The following is a 12,784-nucleotide window of genomic DNA, read 5'->3' on the forward strand; positions in this document are numbered from 1 at the left end:
AAAAGGACTTGGCAAAACACAATGGAAAAGAAAATCACGGTAATCGGTGCGGGAAATGTGGGGGCGACAACCGCCCAGCGGCTGGCTGAAAAACAGATCGGAGATGTCGTACTGATCGATATCGCCGAAGGGCTGCCCCAGGGCAAGGCACTGGATCTGGCCGAAGCGGCCCCGATCGAAAAACACGACGCCCAGGTTGCAGGAAGCAACGATTATGAACTTTCCAGAAACTCGGATATCGTTATTATAACCGCCGGGATTCCCAGAAAGCCGGGCATGAGCAGAGACGATCTGATCAGCACCAACGCGAAAATCATCCGGGAAGTGACCCGTCAGGTCGCCCAATACTCCCCGAACGCGATCCTGATCGTGGTCAGCAACCCGCTGGACGCCATGTGCCACGTGGCGTATGACGCCAGCGGTTTTCCCAAAAACCGCGTTATCGGCATGGCCGGCGTTCTGGATTCCGCCCGTTTCCGGACGTTCATCGCCAGGGAACTCGACGTCTCGGTGGAAAACACTCACGCCTTTGTGCTCGGCGGCCACGGCGACACCATGGTGCCCCTGCCCCGGTATTCCACCGTGGCCGGGATTCCCATTACGGAACTGCTGGACAAACCGACTATCGATCGTCTGATCGAACGTACCCGGAACGGGGGAGCGGAAATCGTCGGGCTGCTGAAAACCGGCAGCGCCTTCTACGCCCCGGCTTCGGCCGCGGTGGAAATGGCCGAATCCATAGTAAAAAACAGAAAAAAAATTCTGCCCTGCGCGGTTCTTCTGGAGGGTGAATACGGCATCAAGGGGCTGTTTATCGGCGTGCCGGTCAAGCTGGGAAGCAACGGCGTTGAAAAGGTTATCGAGATCAAACTGACACCCGAAGAAAACGAAGGCCTGCAGGCCTCCGCCAGGGCGGTTCAGGAACTGGTTGAAACACTGAAAAAACTATCTTAAGGGCGCCCCCGCCCCGATCCATCCGTCACCCGGGCAAGCGTACCGGCGGCACGGCATGCCTGCCCGGGAAACGGATGGCGTCTCCCGTCGTTCGTCGTCATCGGCACGGTGAACGGCTTGATCAGGACAATTCTTCCGGCGCAACCGACGCGGGTCAACTTGATACCGGGCCGACAAAATCACAAATCCCGAACCGCACGGACATTGCTGCCCATTCCCTTGGGCGTGCCGCCCCCGACGCCGGAATAAAAACCAATCACCCAAACCCGCGTCCGCTCAACGTGATAAGTCGTAGACGACCAGTAGGCTGATCCTATGGTTTCTGGAAAAAAATCCAGGTCAATGGACGGGAGTTCGACGGTATAATCGACAATCGATCTCAGCTCCTTGATATTCGGCAGCCGCCAGTCCGAATACCCCGCCAGCGTCAGATTTTCGCAGTAGGCCAACCCCTCCTGCCAGGACATGGTATCCGTCGGAAATTTCGTCCACATCAGTCCGGTAACGTTATCGGTGACGGTGTTGTTGCCGTTGTCCCGGAAGGACGGGGCGTCGGTCCGTCCGCGGACCGCGCGTACATAACAAAGTTCCTCTTTTGCTGAAACGACCGGCCCACCGTCATAAAAATCAATGCGCCAGGCCAGGGTATCATCGGTCGCGTATGGTATGGCGGTCCAGTACTGGCCATTGATGGTGTTGGGGAAATAAGACCGGTCAATGGCCGGGCCATAGGCGCCGTAATTCACGATATAAGCCAGTTCATTGACGGTCGGCAACCGCCAGTCCGAATACCCGCCGAAATTATTGCGATTAAGATCAAGGATAAACTCCTGAGCGTCATTCCAGGTATAGGTAAAATCTTTGTCCTGAAGGTTCCCGTTGTCGGTCTTGAGTTCCCAAATCAGTCCGGTCACATTGTCTTTGACCATGGCCCAGACCGGAGTGTCATCGGGCAGTTCGCCAGCGCTGTCGTCCAGTTTGGTATAGGCGGAGCCATCAAAACGATAGCAGGCATCCTGCCCGTAAAAAGCCTCTCCCGCGACGGGACAGGGGAAGATTCTTTCATTATATCCGTAGCAGACGCTCTGGCCGGTATCAGGAACCGAAGAATCTCCGGCAACGCACTCCTCGTCAATGAACTGGTCGCCGTCATTATCAATTCCGTCACCACAGATTTCAGGCGGGCAACCGGGATCGATCAAGCCGTCACAATCGTTATCCACATCGTCGGCGCAGATATCACCGCCTCCCGGATGGACGGCCGCGTCCATGTCATCACAGTCCACGGGAGTGACGCAGCCCGCTCCGGCGTAATAACCGTCTTTATCGATATCGGTGCATCCGGGCGCGCAGCCCTCATCGATGTAATCGTCGAAGTCGTTATCAATGCCATCCGCGCATACTTCCGGGGCGCCGGGATAAATGGTCGCGTCGTTGTCGTTCGGGTCAATGGTGGTGCCGCAGCCGGCCTGACCATAGTAGCCGTCCGAATCCGCGTCCGTGCAGGTATAATCAATCTCATTTTCTCTGGAGACGCCGCCGCCGCCTGTATCGCAACCGATAACGCCGGTCAGCATCGCCAGCGCAAAAACCGCAACGGTCAGCATTGTGGCAAAATGAATCGTATGAAAAATTTCTGATAAGCGCCTCATGACGTTCTCCTTTTTGTCCTGCCATATCATGGAATCAACCATACGGTGACTTCCTTGCCATCGACAGGGCGAATTGAATGTATTCATCCTATTTAAACATAACTAAAATTTCAACGATCTTTTCTCCGGCTTATTCTCCGGATTCGTCTTAACAGCCGGTTTCATCCTGAGCCACGATGAGCAGATAGCCTCAGCGGGGACCGGCTCTCATGACGCCTGTTACCGAAATGATTGGAGGCAAGCTATTCCAGCCCGCCGCGAACCGCACGCACTTTAGACGCATCCCGGTTCTTGTCTTCACCGCCATTGCTGCCGCCGCTGTAAAAACCAACGACCCAGGCATCTCCAGGAGACTCGGTATAAGTTGTGGAAGACCAGTAAGGATCTAACGTCGTATCGGGAAAATAATTCAGGTCGATAGCGGGCCCATGGCGTTCGTAATCAACGAGCGATCTCAGCTCTTTGATATCGGGCAACCGCCAGTCTGAATAACCGGCCAGGATCAGATTTTCACAATAGGCCAAGGCGTCTTCCCAGGACGACGCCTCGACGAATGAATCCCGGGCCCACATCAGGCTCACGCCATTATCAGTGGCGGTGACCGTTCCGTCTCCGTTGTCCGTGTATGTTCTCATCAACTGACCGCCGCGAACCCCGCGCACATGGCATCCGTCCTCTTTGCTGCCAATGAAGATACTGCCGTCGTTGAATCCCAGACTCCACGCCAGCGTCTCGTCTGACGCGAAAGTCGTTGAGGACCAGAAGCACTCGGGTAAGGTGTTAGGAAAATAACGCCGGTTAATCGCTGGATTAGAAACCCCAAATCGTACAATGGAATCCAGTTCATCTATGGCGGGAAATCGCCAGTCCGAATATCCGCCGAACCGGTCGGCATTGAGTTGAGCGATAAACACGCCGGCGGCATCCTCCCAGTCATACAGATTATCCCGGTCCCGTAGGCCGCCGTCATCGGTCTTGACCTCCCATACCAGTCCGGTAACATTGTCTTTTACCATGGACCATTCAGTCGCGTCGTCCGGCAGCTCATTCCCGTTGGCGTCCAGTTTGGTAAACGGCGTACTGTTCATGGAATAACAGGCATCCTGGCCAAAGAACGGCTGTCCCTGTGACGGGCAGGGATACATTGCCCCCAGACTGTCATAGCACCGCGCCTGGCCGGTGTCGGAAACAAAAGACGTCCCGGTAGCGCACTCTTCGTCGGCGACGCCGTCACCGTCATTATCGACGCCGTCGCCGCAAACCTCCGGCGTACAGCCTTCATCGATCAAACCGTCGCAGTCATTGTCGATATCCACGCAATGTTCCCTCGCGCCGGGATGGATGGTCGCGTCCAGGTCATTGCAGTCGAGGCTCGTTCCACATCCCTCCTCGGCGTAATAGTCGTCCTTGTCCGCGTCCGTGCAGCCGGGAGGATCTGCCTTGTCCTGTCCGGATTTACCGTTTCCGGTGGTGCAGCCGGCCAGGCCGGACATGATCATCATGCCGGCCACTGCCACTGTCAGCAGCATGACCATACGAATCAGCCACGAAACTTCCGGTGTGCGTCTCATGCGATCTCCTTGTCTTTGGCGATATGTCATTTTCCAGGTATCTGCCTGTCGGACTGTGTTTGCAGCGCCTGTCGGATTTCGGCGGCGATTTTTCCGGAAATCCCCGACACCGCGACCAGTTCGTTCATATCCGCTCCGCGGATTTTCTCTATGGTGCCGAAATGATCCAGCAGCGCTTTCTTTTTCTTCGGGCCGAGCCCGGTCACGCCATCCAGGGCCGATCGAAAGGCAACGGCGCCCCGGCGGGCCTTCTGATATGAAATCGCGAACCGGTGGGCCTCATCCCTGATCTGCTGCAATAAAAACAGGGCCGGATCGTCCGTTTTGAAATTCACGGGGTTGACCCGGCCGGGCAGATAAATCTTGTCCTCGGTCTCGCCCTTTTCCTTTTTCTTCTTGGCAATGGCCGCCACGGCAAAACGCCCGGCCAGCCCCAGGGATTCGAACACCGACAGGGCGATGCTCAACTGTCCCCTGCCCCCGTCCACCAGAACCAGATCCGGCCATTCGGTGATTTCCGCATCGGGCGTGAACCGGCGGATCAACACCTCGGCCATGGAGGCGTAATCGTCGCCGCTGCCGGCCGAGCGCAGGCGATAGCGCCGGTACTTATTTCTGTCCGGCCGCCCGGCAGTAAACACCGCCATGGCGGCTACCGTTTCCGTTCCGGCCAGGTGAGAATTGTCAAAACACTCGATCACCTCGGGCAGATCGGATAGATGCAACTTTTTTTGCAGCCGTTCCAGCACCTGCCGACCGGATTCCAGCTGGGCCATGCGATCGGTCAGCTCTTTTCCGGCGTTTTCCGCGGCCATCTCAACGAGCCGTTTTTTCTCGCCCCGTTTGGGATATATCAACTCAACCTTTTTACCCCTGAATTCACTCAGGGAGGCGGCCACCAGATCCGGATCGGCCGGCGAGACGGCCGTCAGGATCTCTTCCGGGACAACGCTGTTTTTTTCATAATACTGCAATACAAAGGAACTGACGGTCTCCGGTTCCGGCGTCATGGGCCGGTCGAAAACAAAAGAACCGGTACCGACCAGAAAGCCGCCCCGGACATGCAGCAGGGCAAAAACTGAAAACCGCTCGTTTTCCGCAAAACCGATCACGTCCCTGTCGGCAAAATCCGTGGTAACGGCCACCTGTTTTTCCAGCGTTTTTTCCACCGCGAACATCTTGTCCCGCAACCGGGCCGCCTGCTCGAAATCCTGGCATCGGGCCGCCTGCAGCATCTCCCCCCTGATCTTCGCCACCAGGTCGGCCCGGCGTCCCTTTAAAAACAGCACCACTTCCTGGACGATTCCCCGGTATTCGTCTTCGGCAACGTTTCGGCAGCAGGGCGCCAGACAGACACCCATCTGGTAATTCAGGCATGGCCGCTCCCGTTTCCGGAATCGAATGTCCCGGCACTGCCTGAGCCGAAAGGTCCGGTCGATCATGCGGACGGTTTCACGGACCGACCGGGAGGATGTGTAAGGTCCGAAATAGAGGGCGCCGTCGTTGACGATCTTCCTCACGATCTCCAGCACCGGGTACGTCTGACCGGCAACGTCAAGGCGCAGCACGGGATAGCGTTTGTCATCCTTTAGAATGACGTTATAGCGGGGCTTGTGCCGTTTGATCAGGGTCGATTCAAGGATCAGCGCCTCTTTTTCCGTGGCGGTCACCACCGTGTCAAAAGAGGCCATGCGTTCCACCAGCACGCCCGTCTTCGGCGTCAGCCGGCTCCGGTCAACAAAATAAGATGATAGCCGCTTTTTCAGGTTAGCGGCCTTGCCGACATAGATGACCCGGCCGGCGGCGTCTTTGAACAGGTACACGCCCGGACCGGATGGTGTATGGGACAATTTTTCGTTAGGGGTCATTTGTCAAAATCAAACAGCATCAGTTTTTTCAGTTCATTGATCCGGTCCCGGATCTCAGCCGCTCTTTCAAACTCATAGACCTCGGCCGCCTGCTTCATCTCCCGTTCCAACCCGGACAGAATGCGGCTCAGATCTCCCGCGGCATCATACTTTACCAGCGTTTCGCCGACCTTGTCGTCCACTTCAGCCCGGGTCAGGTCGCACATGGCCTCGAAAGTGGTGGCGATCTCCTTGACAATGGTGCGGGGAATGATGTGGTGAGCCTGATTGTATTGAACCTGGATCTCCCGGCGGCGATTGGTTTCATTCATGGCGCGCATCATGGAGTCGGTCACCCTATCGGCGTAAAGGATGACGGTGCCGTTGATGTTCCGGGCGGCCCGGCCGAAGGTCTGGACCAGGGATCGTTCCGACCGGAGGAACCCCTCCTTGTCCGCGTCCAGCACCGCCACCAGGGAGACTTCCGGGATATCCAGCCCTTCGCGCAGCAGGTTGATGCCGATCAGCACGTCGATCTCCCCCCGCCGCAATTGCTGGATCAGCTCCATGCGCTCGATGGTCTTGATTTCGGAATGAAGGTATTTGGTCTTGATCCCCAGATCGGCGTAATAATCGGTCAAATCTTCGGCCATCCGCTTGGTCAGGGTGGTGACCAGTACCCGTTCCTGACAGTCGGCCCGCTTCCGGATTTCATCAAAAAGGTCGTCCACCTGGCTGGTCGCGGAACGGACCTCAATGCGGGGATCGATCAGTCCGGTGGGCCGGACCACCTGTTCCACTACGGCGTCCCCGGCCCGGTTGAACTCGTAGCCCGCCGGCGTGGCGGAAACATAGACCATCGCGGCCCGCTCCGCCTTGGCGTTGAATTCGTCAAAGGTCAGGGGCCGGTTATCCAGGGCCGACGGCAGTCGGAATCCATATCCTACCAGGGTCTCCTTGCGGGACCGGTCGCCCTTGTACATGGCCCCGATTTGCGGCACGGTAATATGACTCTCATCCAGAAAAATCAGAAAATCATCGGGAAAATAATCGATCAGGGTCGAAGGCGGCTCACCCTGTCCACGGCCGGTAATGTGCCGGGCGTAATTCTCGATGCCGTTGCAGTAACCGATCTCCTGGATCATCTCCATGTCAAAAAGGGTCCGTTCCTCGATCCGCTGAGCCTCGATCAGTTTATTGTTGTCCCGGAAATAATCGACGCGCGCCTTCATCTCGTCCAGAATCCGGTCGATGATGGCCTGGCGGTTCTGCTTTTTGGTGACATAATGGCTGGCCGGGTAAATCACCGCTCCGGTTAACCGGTTGACCACCTCTCCTTTAAGGGAATCGATTTCGGAAACGGCTTCAATTTCGTCTCCGAAAAATTCAACCCGCAGGGCCCGGTCTTCCTCGTACGCGGGAAACACGTCCACCCGGTCGCCGCGGACCCGGAAAACGCCCCGGAAGAAATCCAGATCATTCCGTTCGTACTGGATGGACACCAGACGTTTGAGAAAATCGTCCCGGTCCATGGCCATGCCGGGTTCCAGGTCGATGCGCAGGTCGAGATAATCCTCCGGCGCTCCCAGTCCAAAGATGCAGGAAACGCTGGCCACCACGATGACATCCCGTCGCGACAGCACCGACCGGGTGGCGGAATGGCGCATCTTGTCGATCATTTCGTTGATGGATGAATCCTTCTGGATGTATGTATCCGTGACAGGCAGGTAGGCTTCCGGCTGGTAATAATCATAGTAACTGACAAAATACTCCACGCTGTTTCCGGGGAAAAGCCCCTTGAACTCATTGTAAAGCTGGGCCGCCAGCGTCTTGTTGGGCGCGATGACCAGGGCCGGTTTTTCCAGCCGGGCAATGACATTGGCCATGGTGAACGTTTTGCCCGAACCGGTCACGCCCATGAAAACCATGTGTTTCCGGCCGGATTGAATGTAACGGCAGAGCCCGTCAATGGCCCCGGGCTGATCGCCCCTGGGCGTGAAGTCGGTAACAAGAGAATACAGGGGCATAGCGGTCGGCTTACTCTCCCCACACCCGGACGATCTGCTGTTTCCACAGCCCGCCCAGGACGCTGATGGTCTTCATGTCGGCGTAGTACAGTGACTCCATACCCGCTTTGCGGGCGGCATCGCCGATGGCACGGCTGTCCCATTGAAGGCTCAGATCAAAGCCGGTGATCGGCTCTTCCAGGTGTTTGCTGTTAACGGTGCAGACTTTGTCCCCGCGGGGTGTCCGGTCCATATCGGTGGACAGAGGAAGCGTAACATGGGTATAAATGAACCCGGAAACGCAACCCGATAACAACAGGAACATGGCGGCCAATAAGGCGGCGGTAAAAATTCGGAAACGCAATTTATTCCCCATAGGCAATGGTCGTCTGACGGGCATACAGCCCGAACAGCACGATAAAAAATTCGCCATCCAGATGGTTGATCGTCTGTAGATCCCCGTTTTTCGCGGCCGCGGCCACACCCGCATCTCCCCAGCTCACCAGCCAGGCGACGGAATGGGCGCTGGAGGAACCGATTTTATCTCCCAGATGGGTCTGGGCGACGTCCTGATCAAGGGGATATCTAACCCTGCCGTATACGCAGCCGGAAAGAAATAGTGAACAGAATACCAGTGCCAGCGACAATACCGCCGCTTTTCTTGTGACTAATTGTTTCATAACGTCCTATCCTTCAAGATATTTAAGATAACCGGGGTGCCGGAACCCGGGACATGACCGGGTTCGTTTTGGAAAAAAGGATTTCCAGAGCCAACTATTGAATAATTATGATAGTCCGGATTATGAAAAAAGGCCAGTTTCTTTTATAAACTGTCCCACTCGTCCCGCAGGGTCTCCGCATTTTTAACCAGCAGGTTCATGTAAACCGCCTCCAGGTCGATCATCTCCCCATCCTTTTTCCGCAGCCACTCGGCCAGCCAGGCAAACCGCATGGCCGTCACCCACTCGGGCAAAAATCGCCAGCCGTGGTCACTGATGACCGCCGCTTGCTTGAGCGAATGAATAAAAGCCGTTGCCAGACCGCCGGTCAGGCCCGAGGGATGCTCCATGCCGACGCAGCCCACCAGGTTGGCGGCGTCGTAGATATCCGGTTTGAAACCGCAGAATTCCCAGTCGATCACCGCCGTGATATCGCTGTTTTGCCAGATGACGTTCAAAGGATGAAAGTCTCCGTGGCAGAAGGTCGTCGGCAGCGCGTCATGAGCGTCAAAAAAAGACCGGCGGAGAAAGTCGAAAACAGGAGCAAACCATTCCGCTGCCGCCGGATCATATCGTTTCATGTCCTGCTCAAGCTTCAGGACGTAGCGTTTTAATGAGAAAACGGGCAGATCTGGGGCCGGGAGAAGTTCCCGGCCGCAACGGTAAAGGTCTTCGAGAACCCGGGCCAGGGATGTTCCCCTTTCCGAGTCATGGATATAGCCGGGCCGGGCCAGGGGAATGCCGGTGACATAGGGCGTTACCTGCCACCAGAAGCCGTCGTAAAATCCCAGAGGCGCGCCGGTCAATATTTTCAGGGAGGGGACAACGACCGTGAATCCGCACCGGTAAAGCCCGTCCAGGGTTCGGCTGATGCGTTCCTTGTTTTTCTTAAGGGAAGGGACGATCTGTTCCAGAACGAACAATCCGCCGGCTTCGTCCTCAAAAGCCGCCCGCCATAGAGATCGTTCCGGGCTGCCTTCAAGAGGGAGATCGGGCCGTATCTTTTTACAGGAAAGGCCCCATTGCCGGACGATGGTCTTGATGATGGGAAACGGAATCATGAAGGACCGTGTTAGCAACCCTCTTTTCGCGCGATCAGACTGGCCCAGCCATGGTGATGAGGCCGTCCATGAGAGAGGTCTTCCTCCACGCCTTCATAATAATAAATTTCGGACATCCCGGAAAAGCAGTCCTTCAGTTCACCCGGGGCAAAATAGTGGGCCATGCCGAAGGAGGTATCGCTGATGCCGGGTTCCGTGGTCCGGTCGATGGCGGCGCTGCATCCTGGATCCGCTGTGGTAAACACGTTGACGTATAAAATCCCTTCCGGTTTCAGGGAGTCCCTGATCCCCCGGATGGCGCGATTCCGGTCGCGGTCGCCCAGATGATCCAGGATAGTGGCCGCGATCACCAGGTCAAAGCCCCCGGTCCGGAACGAATAGGACGCCAGATCGCAAAGTTCGGTGACCACCGCCAGTCGTTCCCGACCGGCGATATCGCGGAGCTTGTCCAGGCCGGAAGCGGAAAAATCAACGGCCGTAACCGTGCAGCCCCTTCTGGCCGCGTAAATGGAATACCGGCCCTCCCCCGCTCCCAGGTCAAGCGCCCGCCACCCCACCATATTCCGGCGGCCGAAGAAGTCCTCAAACTCGGGCCGGACTTCCCAGCCGTAATACATTTCCGATCCCTGATAGGCTTTATCAAACGCCCGCGCCTTGTCGCTTGTCCTGACAGGATTATCCATGAGCCGCCCGCGCCGAAGTATCATCCGGCATAATAAAATGAATCGTTTCGTTTGGATTTTTTTGTTATGGCACGTTACCGGTCTTCCGTCAACCGGCTGGCATACCCTCTATGGGGCGGCCGGACGCGGGAGCGCCGCCTTTTTAATGACGATCGGTTTTACGGGTACATTCTGCCAGGAGTCAACGGTATGGGTGGGTTGTGCGGCGATGGCGTCGACCACCTCCATGCCTTTAATGACCCGGCCGAACACGCAGTAACCCCATTCTACCGGATTTTTGCCGCGATGATTTAAACGCGGATTGTCCTTGTGATTGATGAAAAACTGGCAGGTGGCGGAGTCGGGTTCGGCAGTTCTGGCCATGGCGATGGTACCCCGAAGATTGGTCAGGCCGTTGTCGGCCTCGTTGAGAATCGGCGGGCGGGGCTGTTTGGCCTGCATGTCGGCGGTGAGTCCACCGCCCTGAATCATGAAGTCAGGGATGACCCGATGGAATATGGTGCCGTTATAATAACCGTCCTGAACATACTGAATGAAATTGTCTACCGTACGCGGCGCTTTGTCGCGATCCAGTTCAAGGGTGATGGCGCCGAGATCGGTTTCAAGAATAACCTGCGCGGCCGGTTCCGCCGCCGGAGCCGATATCGGCAGCGATGAAATGATTATAAACAGGAAGACCGCGGAAATCATCGACAGAGCGATCCGGATAGTATGGTGATGCATGGGCGTTTCGTCCTCCTTATGCTTATCTGACAATGACAACCTGAAAAACCGGTTTATGAATATTCCGCTATAACAAGGCCGAAGGGATGAAGTCAATCCTTTCATTTTCATTTAATTTTCGACATAATGCCTCGTCAAAAACAGGGCATACAATTAAATCGTTTGGAGTGAGCGCTATCCATGATTTCAATACTGACCTACAGGGACCACCTGACAATCCAGAAAGCCATTGAACTGGTCAACGGTTTTGAGAAACTTCGTTCCGGCGACAAGATCATGATCAAGCCAAACGCCGTCGGGGCCGATCCCAACATGCCCTACTACGGCATGATGACCACCGCTACGGTGGTGGAGGGGGTTGTTCGCGCCTTGCTGGCCTTCGGCTGCCGGCCTGAAAACATCACCATCGGCGACGGCGGCGCCTCCCGCCGGGAGCTGGGTCTGAACACGCGCATTATCCTTACGGCCATGGGCATGCGGCATATATCAAAAAAGTACGGCGTTCACCTGATGGATTTTAATGAAGCACCCATGACCCCGGTTGAATGCGGAAATCTGAAACTGGATATCGCCCGGCCGGTGCTGGAAACCGACTTCCTTATTAATGTGCCTGTCCCCAAATATCATGACCAGACCCTGATCACCCTGAGCCTGAAAAACCTGAAAGGCTGCCTGGCTCCGGCGTCAAAACGCCGCTGTCACACAGCCCGGCTGGAGGACCATATCGCCGCCTTTAACACGAAAATCCCCTGCCATCTGACCGTAATGGACGGGATCTATTTCCTGAGAGGCGGCGGTCCCATGATCGACTCGGGCGAGCCCTGCCGCAAAAATATGATCATGGCCGGCACCGACCGCGTGGAAATGGATTCAGCCGCGGCCTGGATCCTGGGGGTAGACCCGAAAAAGGTCCGGCATTTGACTACCTATGCCCGGCTGACGGGCCGGGAGAATGCCGTCGGCCGGGTGGAGTGGACCGGAGAAAATGCGGAATCCTTTCGGGAGCCGCCTTTTAGCGGCGACATGGAGGTGTTCGGCCATAATTTCCAGCGGGCCGGGATTACCGGCATCCATCTGCAGCCGCCGGGACAGACCTGGTGCACCGGCTGCAATATCAGCCTGCGGGCGGCCCTCTACATGCTCTGCAAGGACAATCCCGGCCATGATTTCGGCGGCGTGGAAATCCTGTGCGGCAAGCAGACCCGCGCCCGGGGAGACTGCGACCGCACCATCCTGTTCGGCGACTGCCCGACCAGGACCAACGCCAGGAATAAGGCCATAAAAAATTGCCTGGAAATCACCGGCTGCCCGCCGTCGTTTGTCAAGGCCTATCCGGCCATGGCCCGTTTTCTGCTGCCCGCCCCCCGGGCAATGTATCAGGTGGTCAAAAACCTGGCCCTGGGCGGACTGACTCACACGGGCCTGTACCGGATGCGATTTCCTTTTTTTGACCGGTTGACGGCCTCCCCGGAATTCGATCCGCGGGATTTTCACCGGAAGTCACCTTAGCCCGGATATTTCATGAAAATTTTCGACACGGATAAATGTCATTTTAAAGTGGGACTGAA

The 12,784-nt window shown here is 56.5% G+C and carries 11 protein-coding genes; 2 read left to right on the forward strand and 9 right to left on the reverse strand.

Going from position 1 to position 12,784, the window contains the following annotated elements; all coding sequences use genetic code 11:
• The first annotated feature begins 21 nt into the window (after positions 1-21).
• Positions 22-954 (forward strand): malate dehydrogenase, encoded by a 933-nt coding sequence (gene mdh, locus AB1724_08295; protein MEW6077796.1) that lies wholly within the window; start codon positions 22-24, stop codon positions 952-954.
• Positions 955-1,133: 179 nt separating this feature from the next.
• On the opposite strand, the gene AB1724_08300 is transcribed toward mdh, so the two are convergent.
• The 9 genes from AB1724_08300 to AB1724_08340 form a co-directional block, all read right to left on the reverse strand.
• A complete protein-coding gene (locus tag AB1724_08300; protein ID MEW6077797.1) occupies positions 1,134-2,606 on the reverse strand; it encodes a DUF1566 domain-containing protein in 1,473 nt (490 codons plus the stop codon).
• 242 nt (positions 2,607-2,848) lie between these two features.
• Positions 2,849-4,177 (reverse strand): DUF1566 domain-containing protein, encoded by a 1,329-nt coding sequence (locus AB1724_08305; GenBank protein ID MEW6077798.1) that lies wholly within the window; start codon positions 4,175-4,177, stop codon positions 2,849-2,851.
• A gap of 26 nt (positions 4,178-4,203) precedes the next feature.
• A complete protein-coding gene (uvrC, locus tag AB1724_08310) occupies positions 4,204-6,045 on the reverse strand; it encodes an excinuclease ABC subunit UvrC (GenBank protein MEW6077799.1) in 1,842 nt (613 codons plus the stop codon).
• Entirely contained in the window at positions 6,042-8,051 is a 2,010-nt protein-coding gene (uvrB, locus tag AB1724_08315; protein ID MEW6077800.1) for an excinuclease ABC subunit UvrB, read from the reverse strand. Before uvrB ends, uvrC begins: the two co-directional genes overlap by 4 nt.
• Before the next feature lie 10 nt (positions 8,052-8,061).
• A complete protein-coding gene (locus tag AB1724_08320; GenBank protein MEW6077801.1) occupies positions 8,062-8,394 on the reverse strand; it encodes a hypothetical protein in 333 nt (110 codons plus the stop codon).
• Between the two features lies 1 nt (position 8,395).
• A complete protein-coding gene (locus AB1724_08325; protein MEW6077802.1) occupies positions 8,396-8,710 on the reverse strand; it encodes a TRL domain-containing protein in 315 nt (104 codons plus the stop codon).
• A gap of 143 nt (positions 8,711-8,853) precedes the next feature.
• Positions 8,854-9,810, reverse strand: coding sequence for an aminoglycoside phosphotransferase family protein (locus AB1724_08330; protein MEW6077803.1), 957 nt, complete (start codon positions 9,808-9,810; stop codon positions 8,854-8,856).
• An 11-nt stretch (positions 9,811-9,821) separates the two neighbouring features.
• The gene (locus AB1724_08335; protein MEW6077804.1) at positions 9,822-10,493 is read right to left on the reverse strand and encodes a class I SAM-dependent methyltransferase; all 672 of its coding nucleotides are present in this window, start codon (positions 10,491-10,493) and stop codon (positions 9,822-9,824) included.
• A gap of 108 nt (positions 10,494-10,601) precedes the next feature.
• Positions 10,602-11,216 carry a peptidylprolyl isomerase gene (locus tag AB1724_08340; GenBank protein MEW6077805.1) on the reverse strand — a complete coding sequence of 205 codons (615 nt, stop codon included), beginning with the start codon at positions 11,214-11,216 and terminating at the stop codon, positions 10,602-10,604.
• A gap of 180 nt (positions 11,217-11,396) precedes the next feature.
• On the opposite strand from AB1724_08340, the gene AB1724_08345 reads away from it, so the two are divergent.
• Entirely contained in the window at positions 11,397-12,725 is a 1,329-nt protein-coding gene (locus AB1724_08345; GenBank protein ID MEW6077806.1) for a DUF362 domain-containing protein, read from the forward strand.
• Positions 12,726-12,784 lie beyond the last annotated feature (59 nt).

The sequence above is a fragment of the Thermodesulfobacteriota bacterium genome, from assembly GCA_040753795.1.
GTDB lineage: Bacteria > Desulfobacterota > Desulfobacteria > Desulfobacterales > Desulfosudaceae > JBFMDX01.

Coding starts and splice junctions, on each gene's coding strand:
- mdh (MEW6077796.1), top strand. CDS start 22: ATGGAAAAGAAAATCACGGTAATCGGTGCGGGAAATGTGGGGGCGACA.
- AB1724_08300 (MEW6077797.1), bottom strand. CDS start 2,606: ATGAGGCGCTTATCAGAAATTTTTCATACGATTCATTTTGCCACAATG.
- AB1724_08305 (MEW6077798.1), bottom strand. CDS start 4,177: ATGAGACGCACACCGGAAGTTTCGTGGCTGATTCGTATGGTCATGCTG.
- uvrC (MEW6077799.1), bottom strand. CDS start 6,045: ATGACCCCTAACGAAAAATTGTCCCATACACCATCCGGTCCGGGCGTG.
- uvrB (MEW6077800.1), bottom strand. CDS start 8,051: ATGCCCCTGTATTCTCTTGTTACCGACTTCACGCCCAGGGGCGATCAG.
- AB1724_08325 (MEW6077802.1), bottom strand. CDS start 8,710: ATGAAACAATTAGTCACAAGAAAAGCGGCGGTATTGTCGCTGGCACTG.
- AB1724_08330 (MEW6077803.1), bottom strand. CDS start 9,810: ATGATTCCGTTTCCCATCATCAAGACCATCGTCCGGCAATGGGGCCTT.
- AB1724_08335 (MEW6077804.1), bottom strand. CDS start 10,493: ATGGATAATCCTGTCAGGACAAGCGACAAGGCGCGGGCGTTTGATAAA.
- AB1724_08340 (MEW6077805.1), bottom strand. CDS start 11,216: ATGCATCACCATACTATCCGGATCGCTCTGTCGATGATTTCCGCGGTC.
- AB1724_08345 (MEW6077806.1), top strand. CDS start 11,397: ATGATTTCAATACTGACCTACAGGGACCACCTGACAATCCAGAAAGCC.